A 14,788-nucleotide genomic window follows, 5' to 3' on the forward strand; every position below is an offset into this window, starting at 1 on the left:
TTCAAAAGCCTTTATAGTTACCACTCATTGCTATAAAGGTTTGTTTTTACTAAACAAGCATTTAATTATGAAATACGGTCAACTTTTACTTGATAGAAGGGAGTACGGTTTACTGATGCGAAGTATAGCCGAGTCTAAAAATCAAGAAGATAAAATTTATCGCGAATCTTTAAAAAAACTTAAGTTGGAATTACTAACAGCAAAAGTTTTTGATGGGATGGCGATGCCAGATGATGTGGTACGGTTTAATTCGGTTGTGCACATTAGTACGCCGTACAATGTGACTCGCAGTTACCAAATTGTAACAGCTGAAAAAAGTGATATTACAAAGAATAAAATATCCATTCTTTCTCCCATGGCGTTAGCACTTTTTGGCTATGCTGCTGGAGATAAAATTGTATGGCAATTCCCCTCTGGTGAAAATACCATTGAAATTTTGAATGTCGAGCAACAGTGCAATCAATTACTAAATAGCCAAATATGAAAGAGTTAATTTACGAACACGAGACAGTGGATGATATTCAGATGAAATTCATGGATAGCGACATTAAGTTGTGGAAAGAAAGGATTGCCATGACAAGAATAGAACTTTTATTTTTTAAGCATATTTTGATCTCTTCGGTATTCAAGGGCTTTAATTGCGATAGAAAACAAAAAATGGATTTGCTAAAAGATCTTGATAACGTTAGCGCAATCAATGAGGATTATCATAACAGTTTAAGTTCGTTTATTAATAAGCTAGAGATGATTAAGGAATGCGAGGACGTTCAATGTGAGACTTTTTACTTGAACAACCATACTAAATATCGAGTAGATATCGAAAGTCATTTTTCGGCCTACAGGTATTACAAAGTCAATGTGATTTTGTTTTTTGAAAATTGCTTAGAAGAAAAAATGTAAAATATAGAGTGTCATGGTTTTCGTTATTGTGATTCTTAAGGCAGCAGCTCTCTTGTAGAGTTGCTGCTTTTTTTATTTAGTAGAAATTGCTCAGACAACTGTTTTATACTAGAATTATAAATACAAAAAATGTAAAAACTGCCGCTATTTTTTGTTTGGATTGCGCTTTTATAAGCTAACTTTGTCATTGTGAAAAAATGCAAATTGCTCCACTAAATCCTAGCCCTGATGGGAGCGGCATCCCGAGTGAAAATTGTGGAAGAATGAAACAATTATCGCGAGGATACAGCGGAAAGCAGGAATATGCTCCAAAAAAAAGAATCATTACGTTATTCAAATTTATATTATGACTATAAAAAATATGCTTAGAATGCTGGTACTCTCATTAGTTTTTGTGAGTTGCGGTCAAAAAATAGAAAGTGCTGATATTGCTAAAATGAATGGCTACTGGGAGATTGAGAAAGTAGTATTTGATAAAGGGGAAGATAAAGATTATAAAATGAATGAGTCGTTTGATTATTTTAGAATCAAGGACAAAAAAGGGATTAGAAAAAAGGTGATGCCACAATTAGATGGTACTTTTTTAGTGAACGATACCTATGAAAATTTCACTATTAGATTAGACAAAGATAAAGTCTATTTAGATTATGTTACTGATTATGCAAAATGGTCAGAGGAATTAGTTAAAATATCAGATGAAGAATTGGTTTTTAAAAACACCGAGGACAAAGAATATCATTATAAAAAAGCAGGACCAATAAATATTACAGGAGATGGCAAAGAGACTAAATAATCAAAGTACGGTGGGTGATGTGTTGCAGCAGATTATAAAGGTCAATAAATTGCAACCAGGAATGGATCAAATTGATGTAAAAGATGCTTGGAGCAATTTAATGGGAAATGGTGTGAATAGTTACACTCGCAATGTGCTTTTAAAAGGAGGTACGCTGTATGTTGAGCTTACTTCATCTGTTTTAAGAGAGGAGTTAAGTCACGGTAAAAGTAAAATTATTAAAATGATCAATGAAGAATTAAGACGCGATGTGGTTACGGCGGTTGTTTTAAGATAATTGAACTGGATTTTATGAAACATAAAAGCGGTCTGGATAATAAAATCTAGACCGCTTTTTTATTTATTTAACAGCGCAATTATCCTTTGTGGATGTCTTTTATGAATTCGTCGTATTCTAAATAAAACAATTCTAAAGCGTGCATGTTTTTATTGTAGAAATCAAATATAGCATCCCAGTTGTTTCTATTACTCACGCCGGCGCCTACTTTTTCTACCCAGATGCGGCTGATGGTTTTTCCGCTTTCAAGTGTGTGATTCTCCTCGTAAACCAGGTCTTTAATAAATTCCTCTTCAAGAATATTTTTAAGCGCTACAAGCTTGTCAAAATAGGCCTTTCGGATTTCGTCATTGCGAGGTTCGATATCAATAATGACTTGTGCTTTCTTGTTGTCGACATAAAATTTAAAAGAGAAATCTTTTATTTTAGTATCGTACAGTACCCATTTTCTAGGATATTTATCTGCGAATGTGACCCAGAATTCTCTTTTTAATTTTTGAGTTTCTTCTCTGCTGTACATTGGTAATTTTGGATTTAGATTTTAGAAAGTTTGCGCACGACTATTTTCTAAACTATATTTATATTCTTTTTTAGAGTACAAAAATAGACTTTGATTATGGATTTTCAATCTTTTTTAAAATATGTTCCTTATATAGCACAATTAGAATTACCAGGAATTGCTGCTCATAGCATTATGGCGCCCTTAGAGCGTATAGAAAGCTTAAAACCAGGTATGGGGAGCAATGCGAAAAAAGCCGCTGTAATGATGCTTTTTTATCCTAAAAATGAACAAACCCATATCGTATTGATTGTAAGAAACACCTATAAAGGAGTGCACTCTGCTCAAATTGCTTTTCCGGGAGGGAAATATGAAAATGATGACCTTGATTATGCTTTTACAGCATTGCGTGAAACTCACGAAGAGGTAGGTGTGTCTCCAGAAGAAATTGAGGTTATCAAAGCGTTTACACCTATGTACATACCGCCTAGTAACTTTATGGTCTACCCGTATCTTGGAGTGGCTAATAAACCTCTACAGTTCACTGCTGACCCTAGTGAGGTAGCAGCAATTATCGAGTTACCACTGGCTGTATTTTTAAGTCAAGAAATAGTTACATCAGCTGCCATGACGACTTCTTATGCTGTAGCTATAGAAGTTCCCGCTTTTAACATAGAAGGAAAAATAGTTTGGGGTGCTACTGCAATGATGTTAAGCGAGTTGAAGGAGGTAATCAAGAAGGTGATTAAAAATGAGACTAGTTTAAAAATCTAAACCGGCAACTTTTCTTGTATGTTCACCGTATCACTACTGTTAAAGCAAATTGCGACAAGAATAATTTTCGTAAGTTTGTAGTTCGAATTTAGAAAATTAATACACAATTTTATGGGATTACTGAAGCGAAATCCTTTTGGTCATATCATATTCTTAAAGCGTTGGCTTATTAGAATGTTTGGTGCTGCAACGCATAGACGTTACCGTGGTTTTAACGAATTACAAATAGAAGGTTCTGAAATTATAAGAAATTTACCAGACCGAAATGTATTGTTTATCTCTAATCACCAAACTTATTTTGCTGATGTGGTGGCAATGTTTCACGTTTTTAATGCCAGCCTGAAAGGGAGAGAAAACAACATAAAAAACATTGGATATTTGTGGAGTCCTAAGATGAATGTATATTATGTTGCGGCAAAGGAAACAATGGAAGCAGGTTTGTTAACACGTATAATGGCCTATGCTGGGGCAATATCTGTAGAGCGTACATGGCGCGAAAAAGGAGTGGATGTCATCGATAAAAAAGACGTAAACCCTAATGATACTGAGAGTATAAAAGTGGCGCTGGATGATGGTTGGGTAATTACCTTTCCGCAAGGTACTACAAAGGCATTTAAGCCTGTGCGTAAAGGTACGGCTCATATTATAAAAGAACACAGACCTATTGTTGTTCCTATTGTAATAGACGGTTTTAGACGTTCCTTTGACAAAAAAGGCTTGCGCATGAAAAAGAAAGGAATTTTGCAATCCTTTATTATTAAAGAGCCTCTACACATCGATTATGAAAACGATAGTATCGATGACATAGTAGAAAAAGTAGAATATGCCATAGAGCAACATCCTTCATTTTTAAAGGTAATACCGGAAGAAATCTTAGACGAGGAAGAAAAATTAAACTCAAGAAGACGATACAGCTATAAGGAAAATAAGCACTAAAAAAATAGGTGCATTAAGCTTAAAAAATTAAACCCAGCAACTACTATAATTGCTGGGTTTTTTGCTTGAAAAAAATGAGTACCACTACTACAAGTCTATCTTCTTCAATTCTTTATAATTTATAAGTAATCTTTTTAATAACAAACCATATAAAAGTCTGTAAAACAACCATATAATTCCTATTGCAACGGCAGTAATTGCTATTATCACTAGAAAGGAAACAATGTAAATACTATTTGATATTTCGGCTAAATGCTTTCCGTTTTCTAGTGTTTGGTGTAACAAAGCGCTTTTTAAACCAAAAGTCAAGAACGCTATGAAAACAACCGCAACTGTAACCAAGTTAAATAAGATGTAATTGTGAACCGTTTTCCTTGTTCGCAATATGTTTTTCATCAACAGCTTAGTGTTATCTGTAGCCGATACCTGTATGTACATCTTGTAAAATAGTACTATAAAATAAATAATAGCAGCATATAAAAATATGGTGAACCCTTGGTAATAGTTATAAATCCCTAAGCTTTTAATAAATCGAGTATTGTTTTCATCGATATCTGTAAACGACAGTATGATATTTAAAACCGTACTCAAACTAAATTCAATAATGCTAATAATTAAAATCCATTTTACTATCGACGATGATTTTTTATGAATCATCTTATATATTTCGTTCTCTGTTACCTGCTCATAAGAATTCTCATTCTTCTTCCAGTCTTTCTTTAATAAATCCAGTTCTTTCATAATTCTTAAGGATTTAAAATTTTCTTTAGTTTTCCCTTTATTCTATTCATTTTTACCCTTGCATTCACTTCACTAATCCCTAGAGTCTCTGCAATTTCACGATAATCCTTGTCTTCTAAATACATGAAAATCAATGCTTTTTCAATGTCGTTCAATTGGTAAACAGCCTTGTACATCAATTTTATTTGTTCTTCCTCCTCATAATTGTATTCGATCTCCTTAGTAAAATGCTGCCTACTCTCATATTCTACTGTAGCAATAGTTCGCTTGTTTTTACGGTATAGCGTGATGGCGGTATTCAAGGCAACTCGGTATGCCCAGGTAGAAAATTTACTTTCACCTCTAAATTTAGGGAAAGCCTTCCATAACTGAATGGTAATCTCTTGAAACAAATCTTTATGCGAGTCCTCGCAATCAGTATATAATCGACATATTTTATGGATTATATTCTGATTTGCCTGCAGCTGCTGTACAAAAGAATGTTCGAGATTTTCGGTCATATATACGTTAGTTACACAATGGTGGTTTTTGTTACAAGATAGCTCGCTTTTTTCATTAAATAATTCATTTTAATCAATTGGAGCAGTACGTAAGTATTTCATAAGCACATTTTGTCCCGCTGTACGCTACAATCTCCCTAAAAATCGGGAGGATTTCCACTGCCATCGGGGCTATTTTAGAGTGAGTAGAATATATAAGGACGTTAGGCCTGAAGTAGCATGGCAAGCAGGTTTAAAAATAATAATTATAGAATAAATCAATAAGATTGTATATTTGAAAATTATCAAATTACAAACTATGAACATACCTGACTCAGCTTTACCAAGAATAGTAATAATAGGTGGTGGATTTGCTGGAATTGCATTAGCAAAGCAACTTAAAAACCAAGCCGTGCAATTGGTTTTACTAGACAAGCACAACTACCATACGTTTCAACCTTTGCTTTATCAGGTGGCCACTGGTGGTTTAGAGGCGGGATCGATTGCATACCCTATTCGTAAAGTAATTCAGGAGTATGATGATTGTTACTTTAGACTTACCTCTGTTCAGGAAATAGACACTAAGAATAAGCAAATTATTACCGAAATAGGAACTCTCTCTTATGATTATCTTGTTATTGCCACAGGTTCTAAAACCAACTATTTTGGCAATAGTGATATTAAAAGATACAGTATGTCAATGAAAACGATTCCGCAATCGTTGAATATTCGAAGTTTGATTTTAGAGAATTTCGAACAAGCTGTTTTAACGCGAGATACTGCAGAGCAAAATAGCCTAATCAATTTTGTATTAGTAGGTGCGGGGCCTACAGGGGTTGAGCTTGCTGGAGCTTTAGCCGAAATGAAAAAAGCCATCTTACAAAAAGATTACCCAGATCTAGATATTGCAAGAATGCAAATCAATTTGATTCAAAGCGGTGACCGTATTTTAAATACGATGAGTGAGAAAGCTTCAATAGCAGCTGAGGATTTTTTAAAGAGTTTGGGAGTAACTATTTGGAAAAACGTACGCGTTACTAACTACGACGGCAAAACTGTTACTACAAATGCTGATATGAGTTTTGAAACTGCTACGATGATATGGACAGCAGGAGTAGAAGGGGCTCTAATTTCGGGACTTAGTGCAGACTCTTTAGTAGAGCGTGTGGCTCGAATACGCGTTAATGAATACAGTCAAGTTCACGGTTATAATGATATTTTTGCTGTGGGAGATATTGCTTCAATGGAATCAGAGGACTTTCCGAGAGGGCATCCGATGATGGCGCAACCGGCATTACAACAGGGAAAATTATTGGGACAAAATCTAATAAAGCTAATCCAGAATAAAAATATGGAGCCTTTTAAATACAACGATAAAGGATCAATGGCTACCATAGGTAGAAATAAAGCGGTAGTCGATTTACCTAATTACCATTTTAGCGGTGTTTTCGCTTGGTTCGTTTGGATGTTTGTGCACTTATTTTCTTTAATAGGTTTTAAAAATAAAGCTGTAGTTTTCTTAAATTGGGTTTACAATTATATACGATTTGACCGCGAAGGCCGACTGATTATTAGACCTTACAAAAAGAAAAGTTTTACCACTTTTACAACTGATGAAGTATAATTATTTTGGTAAATAATTTATGAAAAACAAGATAAAAGTCGTCTGTCATTATACTGATAAACGACTTTTTATCTTACCTGTAATATTTAAAGCGCTTCTGTTTTGTAGTAGTTAATCATTAAGTCAACAAATTTACTGTAACTATTCATGCCGTCTTTTTGTTGGTTTAATTTCAGAAAATTATCGTAGAAAAGGTGAAAAGCGATTTCGATAGGAGACTGGTATTCTTCCCAGAAATCTTGGCTTTCTTCATAGTTCTTTAAAATTCCTTTGTGAACTGTAGTTATGATTATTTCGAATGCTTTTTCGTCTTTAAGTTTGATACTATTGAGACAATAGTTTAACGCAAAACTGTATCCGGAATATTTAAAGTATAAATTTTCATTGTTTACCGAGGCTAGGAAACCAATAAAATTGCATTCATTTTCACTTGCATATCCTATTTGGTGTGCCATTTCATGAGTTACTGTGCTTGGTAAATTGTATTTTGGGATTAAACTGTTAATCTGTGCCTCATTGGTAAAAGGATTTAAATATCCGCTAAATCCCATATACGATAAAGGAACTCTCAATAAGGAGTTCTTGGTGTTCAATTCTTGAAATTGGAAAAATGGATAGCGAACAGCTATTTTCTCGTAGCCGTTCAAAGTCTCTTTATAGAGTTGTTCTGTACTAGTTGGTATGGTTACTTTTATACTGTCATTTATTACAAGTAGACTGTGTACAGCATTAGTCTTTGCAATAAGTTTCTCGGTAAAATGGATTAAATCCTCAGTAGAATATTCGGTCTCGATATTCATTTTCTCTGATAGCGGTTGGCGGTAATAATTCAAAGCCCATAAAAAATGAAATAGAAAGTAAAATACCGAAATACCATTTACTATTTGTAATAAATGAGCGCGCCAAGCCACTTTCCAGGACTTTCTACTGTTCCATAACCAGCGGATAATTAATACAATTAGTAGTGTATAAATTACATCTCCCACAGAAAAAGGGAACAAACTAAAAACTTTTCTAGACCATATAGATAGCATAGGAAAAATACCATTGCTGTAATATTGCTCTACGACTTCAGGAAAGTGAGCAAGAATCTTTAGGGTTATAATTTGTAAAACGAGACATAATGCTAGAAAATATTTAGACTTCACTTGAAGGATTTTTATGGAGTTTCAAGAAGTAAATATAATCACTTTAATACAAATCTGTTCGCTATATAAAACTTAATGTTTACACAGCAAAAAGAGTGTCAAGGGATTAGCTTTGTGTATATTTATTACAGATTTTAGATGGCGGCAACTTCAGAGGCTTTCTTTCCAGTTTCTCTCAATAGCAAGGCAAATACGATCGCCATACCAATACACACAACCCAAAACAATCCAGCACTTTGAAAATGCGTTTCTCTATCTACAGCAGTCAGTAAAGTATTCCCGTATAAGTAACTAAACAACGGGCCTAAGAGTGAAGTTACCCCAAAAGTTAAAAAATTAATAGCTCCAGTAGCGCTTCCTTTTACATTGTCAGGATTACTTTCTTTTATTACAGAATACGGAATCATCGCTGCTCCAGAGGCTACTCCTAATAAAAAGGTACTAATATAGGCTGGGTATAATGTAGGTAAGTACAATAGCTGTAGTAAATTGATAATCATTAATGACGCGCCCACGATCAGTACTGGTTTTCTTCTACCTATTTTGTCGGCAATCCATCCCATCAACGGACAGCCAACTACCCATCCTAGGGCTACAAAAGCACTTGCTAATGTGGCACTTTCAAAATCCATGTTGCGGTCTTTCTGAAAAAAAGCAACACCCCAAGTCATTGCAAAAATAGTTGTTGGGGCAAATAACAACCCTGAGATTGCACCAGACAAATAGCTTTGTTTATTAGTGAATACAATTTTATAGGGATCTAACCAGCTGCTTTTATCTTCGCTGTGCTTTAGTGGTTTGATCTCATCTTTTGGAGTTACAAATAGGATAAAAACACCAATTAAAATAATAAGAGCACCTAAGCCTATCCATATAAAATGCAAGCTGTATCCATCTCTTAGCGCTGGGCCTATCAAAAATTGTCCAGCAGATCCACCTAACATTCCAAGACACTGCGTTACACCAATGGCAGTAGCTAGTTTTCTAGGGGAAAAAGCTCTTGCTGCAAGATATACACAAGCAGGGAAAGCCATAGCTGAACCCGCGCCTTGTAGTAATCTACCAATATAACCGTCGTATATGCTTGCAACTGCAAATAAGATACAGCCTAGGCCTGCAATAATAGTACCTATAGATAAAGGATATTTTGCACCTAATTTGTCTAATGCAATTCCTGCAATTAAACTAGTGACAGAATAGGTTAGATAATACATTCCAATCACCGATGTTACTCTTTTTGGGGAGGTTGCAAATGCAGTAGATAGCTCAGGAATCATAACGCTAGGAGCAGAGCGCACTGCGTATTCAAGTAAGTAAAATAATAGTCCGAATGCCCAAGCTAATATATATGGATTGCGTGGTGCGCTTTTAATATTTGTTCGCATAATAGTAATAAGAATGGCTTCTTGCAAGACTATAAAAGTGTGCCAAAGACAAGAAGTAGTGAGTATATCAAATTTACGAATACTACTACTATAAGTGATCAGTCATTTTACGATTTACTTTAATTAACGTTTCTAGTCATTTAAAAAAGTGATACTATTTATTTGTTCTTGTTATGCTATTTTATTTTAGTTAAATAATCTTAATTTAACTAAATAATCGCAAGATACAGCTTTGCCGTTTTGATACTTTAAGATGCTAGCGTGCAGGTTTTAGTCGGTTTTTAAGTAAAAGCGCAAGCTGTTGTTGTATGTATTGTAATTTTATTTTTAAGCTTTACTGTTCGATTTTTCAAAAGGTACAGCTTAGTATTTTAAAAGTATAGCTTTGATTTTGTATTCGAATCGAATAAAAGTGATTTGAATAATGTCTAAAATTGCAAACATATTAAGCGTATAAATTGCATTATAGTCAGGAAATCGAATATAAACTTTGTAACTTTGAGTTTTAATAAGTCGAACATCAAATAAATATATATGAGTCAAGAAATAAGAAACTTAGAGCCAAAAGAGCTTTGGAATAAATTTGCCGATTTAAATGCGGTACCAAGACCTTCTAAGAAAGAAGATAGAGTTATTGCCTTCATGAAGAACTTTGGCGAAAGCTTAGGTTTAGAAACTTTTGAAGATGATATTCGAAATGTAATTATCCGTAAGCCAGCAACTCCAGGAATGGAAGATCGTAAAGCGATTGTAATGCAAGGCCATCTAGATATGGTACATCAAAAGAATGGAGACACGGTTTTTGATTTTGATATGCAGGGAATTGACATGTATGTTGATGAAGACTGGGTTCGTGCTAGAGGAACGACACTTGGTGCTGATAATGGTTTAGGAGTGGCTGCTATTATGGCGGTACTGGAGAGTAAAGATATTCCGCATCCTGCTATTGAAGCGTTGTTTACTATAGACGAGGAAACTGGTATGACGGGTGCTTTGAATTTAAAAGGGGGTATTTTACAAGGACAAATTTTATTGAACTTGGATACCGAAGAAGATGACGAAATCGACATAGGTTGTGCAGGAGGAATTGATGTAACTGCATCTGCTGAATATGATGAAGAAGCGACTCCTGAAGGTTCTGTAGGGTATAAGATTACTGTAAAAGGCTTAAAAGGTGGGCATTCAGGAATGGATATTCACAAAGGATTAGGAAATGCTAATAAAATTATGAACCGTTTGTTATTTGATGGTTTTGATAATTTTGGTTTGCAAATTTCTGAAATTCAAGGAGGTAGTTTGCGTAATGCAATTCCAAGAGAAAGTGTTGCTACAGTGATTATCGCTGAGGTATATGATGAGGCTTTTGTTTATGATATGCAACAAGTGGTCAATGAGGTTAAAACTGAATTAAAAACCACAGAACCAAATTTAGAAGTTGTATTTGAAAAACTGGATATAACGCCTAAAAATGTAATGCCATCTATTGCGCAATTTTACTTTGTAAGAGCTATGTATGCAGCGCACAATGGTGTTTATGCAATGAGCGCTGACTTTGATGATCTTGTAGAAACATCTAATAATATTGCAAAAGTAGTTTTAGGTAGTGGAAATCTATCAGTGCAGTGTTTAACACGTTCGTCTGTTGAAACTGCAAAATTTGATTTGGCTAATAGTTTGCGTTCTGCATTTGAATTAATGGGATGTGAAGTAGAGTTGTCAGGGTCTTATCCTGGATGGACTCCAAACTCTGAGTCAGAGATTATGGATGTTTTAGTACCTATCTATGAAAAACAAACTGGAGAGAAACCAAGAGTAGTTGCATGTCACGCAGGATTAGAGTGTGGAATTTTAGGGACGAATTATCCAGATATGGATATGATCTCTTTTGGTCCAACAATTCACGGAGCGCATTCACCAGATGAAAGAGCGAGTATCTCTTCTTCTCATAAATTCTGGAAGTTCTTAGTTGAAATTTTAGCCAATATTCCAGTAAAATAATAGTTGATTTATAAATAAGAATAGCGTTCCTTTTCTCATGAAATGGAACGCTATATTCTTAATTAGCGATTTGCTTTTTAGTCTCTTTTAGGAGCATTTTTCTTCTCTCTTTTTTCGTCTTTCTTTTCTTTAGCCGTTTTTAACGGTTCTTTTTTTGCTGTTTTTTTAGCGTCTTGACTTTTTGCCATGGTAGTACTTTTAATTATTTATGCAATTGCTTGCAAGTAAATGTAGCTAAAATTCTGTTGTATTGGTACTTTTTAGAAATAAAAAATCCTTGTTATACAACGTAGTATAACAAGGATAGGTTTTATAAAAATACTTGAAAGTAACTTTTAAGCTAATTATCTTTTCTTTAATATTTTATATTCTTCATAACAGCCACTAATCGCATCCATTATTTGTAAGTCATTTGCAGTTTGAATGAATGAGTCAGAATAGCTGCAACGTTGCAAGATTTCGGTGATTTCATTTTTATCTATTCCTAGTAGCACAGAGATCGTTTCTCTATCAAACTTTGACTCTAAGAGGTTGCGTACCGTATCATCCTTTTTCATTTCTTTAAGCTTCTTTAATTCCCTTCCGTTTTTACCAAAGAAATTGTAGAGCATGTCTGCGGGATTAAATATTGATCCTAATACACGTCCAAAAGCATCTGGTGAATAGCCTCCTGCTTCGTATCCATGTGTCAAGCCTGATATGCTGTATCTGTAGTTTTCTTGTACTGGAATAGTTTTAGAGTCAACCTCTAGATAACCTGTTAAATTAAAAGGTTTGATGACAACTTCCTCAAGAGCGATGGCTTTTTCAGTAAGGTAGATTTTAGCGACCTTATTTTTTATCCAGTCATTTGTTACTTTTACTCTTAATGATTGAAATCCTAAAAGAGAAAGATGTAGCGTGTCTGTTGGTTGTACGTCAATTTCGAAATAACCACTTGAGTCAGTTCTTGCACCACGTACTTTGTTAATATTGATAATATTTACATTATTCAATGGCATTTTGTCGTAGTCGTTGTAAATGTATCCCGTAATCTTTTCAGAAGCGGTTGTAGATTGTGCATTACTGATTACGGAAAGTGTTAAAAACAAGAAAACTGCAAAATATTTCATATACTGATTTAAAACTTTAAAAGTAGTAAATCAGGATTAAATATTTTGCAGTTTCTTTATATAATTACAAGAAAATTAACAAAGTAACTTAGTCTCTTCTTGGTCTTCTTGGTCTTGGTGCATCACCAAAGCTTTCAGAACGTCTTGGAGCTCTATCTGAAGAACCTTCTGATCTTGATGAACTTCTTGGTCCAAATCCACCTTCTCTAGGAGCTGAACTTCTTCCACCGAAACCACCTTCTCTTGGAGCAGAGTTTCTGTCAGATCTAAATCCTCCACCAGAACCTTCACGTCTTGGAGCAAAGCTTCCTTCTCTTCTTCCGCCACCAGATCTACCTCCGCCGAAACCACCACCAGAACTTCTTCCGTTGTGATCACGTCTTCCGCCACCGTCATTTTTAGAAATTTCAACATTGATACGACGTCCTTCTAATTGTACGTTGTTCAATACTTCCATTACTTTATCAGTGTGCTCAGGATCAGTGTTAAAGAAAGAGAATCCTTCTTTTACATCTACTTTAAAGACATCATCACGACCTAGATCTAATGTTTCTTTCAAGTAATCTTTTAATGACATCCAGTCAAAGTTATCTCTAGAACCGATGTTCACAAAGTATCTTGTAGCACCATCACTACTATTACCTCTTGAAGCACCTTCTCTATTATCATCACGCTCGCGACGCTCACCTGATTGAGAAGAAATGTCTCTGTTTTTCTTATAGTAAGCAATAAAACGGTTGAATTCTACTGATACAATTTTCTTAATTAACTCATCTTTCGTCAAGTCTTCAAGAACGTTTGTGATAGCAGGTAAGTAGTTGTCAATTTCGTGATCAACTTCTGTATCTTTAATTTTATTAGCTAAGTGTAGTAATTGGATTTCGCAGATTTCAATTCCAGAAGGGATTGTTTTTTCTTCGAATTTTTGCTTGATGATTCTTTCGATAGAAGAAATCTTACGCAATTCACTTTTAGTTACAATAACGATAGAAGTACCTAATTTACCAGCACGACCAGTACGACCTGAACGGTGATTGTAAGTTTCTATTTCGTCAGGTAATTGATAGTTTACTACGTGAGTAATGTTATCAACGTCAATTCCACGTGCAGCAACATCAGTAGCGACAAGCATTTGGATTTGGCGACCTCTAAAAGATTTCATAACACCATCACGTTGCGCTTGAGATAAATCTCCGTGCAATGCAGCAGCGCTGTATCCATCTTCAACCAATTTTTCAGCAACAGCTTGTGTATCACGTTTAGTTCTACAAAATACTACTGAGAAAATGTCTGGATTAGCATCAGCTAAACGTTTCAACGCTTCGTAACGATCACGAGCATTTACTAAGTAGAATTCATGAGATACTGTAGCAGAACCTGAGTTCTTAGCACCTACAGTAACTTCAACAGGGTCTGTCATAAATTGTTTTCCAATACGTGCTACTTCAGCAGGCATTGTTGCAGAAAACAACCATGTATTTTTGTCGTCTGGAGTAGTTGATAAAATGTTTACAATGTCTTCATAGAATCCCATGTTTAACATTTCATCTGCTTCGTCAAGGATACAATAGTTGATTCCAGTAATGTTTACTAAACCTCTATTGATCATGTCTTGCATTCTACCTGGAGTTGCTACAATAATTTGTGCTCCTCTTTTAATGTCTCTTGCTTGTTCTGTAATACTAGCCCCGCCGTAAACTGCTACCACATTAATACCTTTTTCGTATTTTGAGTAGTTTTTAAGTTCGTTGGTAATCTGCAAACATAACTCACGCGTTGGAGATAAAATCAATGCCTGAGTGTTTCTGTTGTTGGCATCAATTTTTTGGATAACTGGAAAACCAAAAGCTGCCGTTTTCCCTGTCCCTGTTTGAGCCAACGCAACCATATCTGTATCTTTTTCCAATAATAGGGGAATCGCTTTCTCCTGTACTTCGCTCGGATTTTCAAATCCTAGATCTAAAATCGCTTTCAGTAACGATTCACTCAATCCTAATTGTTCAAATTTATTCATATGTATTTTTAAAATAGGGTGCAAAATTACTCTAAATTATTGAGATAAACTAATGGTATTTTAAGTTTTAATAATTTAAGACTCTTTGATTATCAGAAAGTTATCGTT

General features: G+C 34.8%; 15 protein-coding genes. 8 read left to right on the forward strand and 7 right to left on the reverse strand.

What is annotated here, in order from left to right; genetic code table 11:
* The first annotated feature begins 67 nt into the window (after nt 1-67).
* The 4 genes from HNQ00_RS12450 to HNQ00_RS12465 all read left to right on the forward strand — a co-directional run bounded on the left by HNQ00_RS12450 (nt 68) and on the right by HNQ00_RS12465 (nt 1,970).
* The gene (locus HNQ00_RS12450; RefSeq protein WP_254598517.1) at nt 68-484 is read left to right on the forward strand and encodes a GreA/GreB family elongation factor; all 417 of its coding nucleotides are present in this window, start codon (nt 68-70) and stop codon (nt 482-484) included.
* Nucleotides 481-900, forward strand: coding sequence for a hypothetical protein (locus tag HNQ00_RS12455; protein WP_173838827.1), 420 nt, complete (start codon nt 481-483; stop codon nt 898-900). Before HNQ00_RS12450 ends, HNQ00_RS12455 begins: the two co-directional genes overlap by 4 nt.
* A gap of 346 nt (nt 901-1,246) precedes the next feature.
* Nucleotides 1,247-1,693, forward strand: coding sequence for a hypothetical protein (locus tag HNQ00_RS12460; RefSeq protein ID WP_217425275.1), 447 nt, complete (start codon nt 1,247-1,249; stop codon nt 1,691-1,693).
* Entirely contained in the window at nt 1,674-1,970 is a 297-nt protein-coding gene (locus HNQ00_RS12465; protein WP_173838828.1) for a DciA family protein, read from the forward strand. The genes HNQ00_RS12460 and HNQ00_RS12465 overlap by 20 nt, the downstream gene beginning before the upstream one ends.
* Before the next feature lie 79 nt (nt 1,971-2,049).
* Here the strand turns inward: HNQ00_RS12465 and HNQ00_RS12470 are convergent, their stop codons facing one another.
* Complete coding sequence (locus tag HNQ00_RS12470; protein ID WP_173838829.1) at nt 2,050-2,490, reverse strand: DUF4268 domain-containing protein; 441 nt, start codon at nt 2,488-2,490, stop codon at nt 2,050-2,052.
* Between the two features lie 96 nt (nt 2,491-2,586).
* On the opposite strand from HNQ00_RS12470, the gene HNQ00_RS12475 reads away from it, so the two are divergent.
* Both HNQ00_RS12475 and HNQ00_RS12480 read left to right on the forward strand, forming a co-directional pair.
* On the forward strand, nt 2,587-3,243 hold the full coding sequence (locus tag HNQ00_RS12475; RefSeq protein WP_173838830.1) for an NUDIX hydrolase: 657 nt from the start codon (nt 2,587-2,589) through the stop codon (nt 3,241-3,243).
* Between the two features lie 111 nt (nt 3,244-3,354).
* Nucleotides 3,355-4,179, forward strand: a complete 825-nt coding sequence (locus HNQ00_RS12480; protein WP_173838831.1) for a lysophospholipid acyltransferase family protein — start codon at nt 3,355-3,357, stop codon at nt 4,177-4,179.
* Between the two features lie 87 nt (nt 4,180-4,266).
* On the opposite strand, the gene HNQ00_RS12485 is transcribed toward HNQ00_RS12480, so the two are convergent.
* Together HNQ00_RS12485 and HNQ00_RS12490 are read right to left on the reverse strand one after the other, a co-directional pair.
* The gene (locus HNQ00_RS12485) at nt 4,267-4,920 is read right to left on the reverse strand and encodes a hypothetical protein (protein WP_173838832.1); all 654 of its coding nucleotides are present in this window, start codon (nt 4,918-4,920) and stop codon (nt 4,267-4,269) included.
* Between the two features lie 5 nt (nt 4,921-4,925).
* Nucleotides 4,926-5,420, reverse strand: coding sequence for an RNA polymerase sigma factor (locus HNQ00_RS12490; protein WP_026708198.1), 495 nt, complete (start codon nt 5,418-5,420; stop codon nt 4,926-4,928).
* A 298-nt stretch (nt 5,421-5,718) separates the two neighbouring features.
* On the opposite strand from HNQ00_RS12490, the gene HNQ00_RS12495 reads away from it, so the two are divergent.
* A complete protein-coding gene (locus HNQ00_RS12495) occupies nt 5,719-7,023 on the forward strand; it encodes an NAD(P)/FAD-dependent oxidoreductase (protein ID WP_173838833.1) in 1,305 nt (434 codons plus the stop codon).
* An 86-nt stretch (nt 7,024-7,109) separates the two neighbouring features.
* Here the strand turns inward: HNQ00_RS12495 and HNQ00_RS12500 are convergent, their stop codons facing one another.
* Both HNQ00_RS12500 and HNQ00_RS12505 read right to left on the reverse strand, forming a co-directional pair.
* Nucleotides 7,110-8,171: a DUF3810 domain-containing protein gene (locus HNQ00_RS12500; RefSeq protein WP_173838834.1), complete on the reverse strand. Its 1,062-nt coding sequence runs from the start codon at nt 8,169-8,171 to the stop codon at nt 7,110-7,112.
* A 134-nt stretch (nt 8,172-8,305) separates the two neighbouring features.
* The gene (locus tag HNQ00_RS12505; protein WP_173838835.1) at nt 8,306-9,556 is read right to left on the reverse strand and encodes an MFS transporter; all 1,251 of its coding nucleotides are present in this window, start codon (nt 9,554-9,556) and stop codon (nt 8,306-8,308) included.
* Nucleotides 9,557-10,090: 534 nt separating this feature from the next.
* Here HNQ00_RS12505 and HNQ00_RS12510 point away from each other — a divergent pair.
* Entirely contained in the window at nt 10,091-11,554 is a 1,464-nt protein-coding gene (locus HNQ00_RS12510; RefSeq protein ID WP_173838836.1) for an aminoacyl-histidine dipeptidase, read from the forward strand.
* A 344-nt stretch (nt 11,555-11,898) separates the two neighbouring features.
* Here the strand turns inward: HNQ00_RS12510 and HNQ00_RS12515 are convergent, their stop codons facing one another.
* Together HNQ00_RS12515 and HNQ00_RS12520 are read right to left on the reverse strand one after the other, a co-directional pair.
* Nucleotides 11,899-12,666, reverse strand: coding sequence for a carboxypeptidase-like regulatory domain-containing protein (locus tag HNQ00_RS12515; RefSeq protein ID WP_173838837.1), 768 nt, complete (start codon nt 12,664-12,666; stop codon nt 11,899-11,901).
* Nucleotides 12,667-12,754: 88 nt separating this feature from the next.
* The gene (locus HNQ00_RS12520) at nt 12,755-14,680 is read right to left on the reverse strand and encodes a DEAD/DEAH box helicase (RefSeq protein WP_173838838.1); all 1,926 of its coding nucleotides are present in this window, start codon (nt 14,678-14,680) and stop codon (nt 12,755-12,757) included.
* Between the last annotated feature and the right edge of the window lie 108 nt (nt 14,681-14,788).

Origin of the sequence: Flavobacterium aeripolare (assembly GCF_013294025.1) — a bacterium.
Lineage (GTDB): Bacteria > Bacteroidota > Bacteroidia > Flavobacteriales > Flavobacteriaceae > Flavobacterium.

Excerpts from the sequence above, each read along its gene's own strand:
- HNQ00_RS12460 (WP_217425275.1), top strand. The coding sequence starts at position 1,247 with ATGACTATAAAAAATATGCTTAGAATGCTGGTACTCTCATTAGTTTTT.
- HNQ00_RS12495 (WP_173838833.1), top strand. The coding sequence starts at position 5,719 with ATGAACATACCTGACTCAGCTTTACCAAGAATAGTAATAATAGGTGGT.
- HNQ00_RS12450 (WP_254598517.1), top strand. The coding sequence starts at position 68 with ATGAAATACGGTCAACTTTTACTTGATAGAAGGGAGTACGGTTTACTG.
- HNQ00_RS12520 (WP_173838838.1), bottom strand. The coding sequence starts at position 14,680 with ATGAATAAATTTGAACAATTAGGATTGAGTGAATCGTTACTGAAAGCG.
- HNQ00_RS12515 (WP_173838837.1), bottom strand. The coding sequence starts at position 12,666 with ATGAAATATTTTGCAGTTTTCTTGTTTTTAACACTTTCCGTAATCAGT.
- HNQ00_RS12470 (WP_173838829.1), bottom strand. The coding sequence starts at position 2,490 with ATGTACAGCAGAGAAGAAACTCAAAAATTAAAAAGAGAATTCTGGGTC.
- HNQ00_RS12475 (WP_173838830.1), top strand. The coding sequence starts at position 2,587 with ATGGATTTTCAATCTTTTTTAAAATATGTTCCTTATATAGCACAATTA.
- HNQ00_RS12490 (WP_026708198.1), bottom strand. The coding sequence starts at position 5,420 with ATGACCGAAAATCTCGAACATTCTTTTGTACAGCAGCTGCAGGCAAAT.
- HNQ00_RS12505 (WP_173838835.1), bottom strand. The coding sequence starts at position 9,556 with ATGCGAACAAATATTAAAAGCGCACCACGCAATCCATATATATTAGCT.
- HNQ00_RS12455 (WP_173838827.1), top strand. The coding sequence starts at position 481 with ATGAAAGAGTTAATTTACGAACACGAGACAGTGGATGATATTCAGATG.
- HNQ00_RS12480 (WP_173838831.1), top strand. The coding sequence starts at position 3,355 with ATGGGATTACTGAAGCGAAATCCTTTTGGTCATATCATATTCTTAAAG.
- HNQ00_RS12510 (WP_173838836.1), top strand. The coding sequence starts at position 10,091 with ATGAGTCAAGAAATAAGAAACTTAGAGCCAAAAGAGCTTTGGAATAAA.
- HNQ00_RS12485 (WP_173838832.1), bottom strand. The coding sequence starts at position 4,920 with ATGAAAGAACTGGATTTATTAAAGAAAGACTGGAAGAAGAATGAGAAT.
- HNQ00_RS12465 (WP_173838828.1), top strand. The coding sequence starts at position 1,674 with ATGGCAAAGAGACTAAATAATCAAAGTACGGTGGGTGATGTGTTGCAG.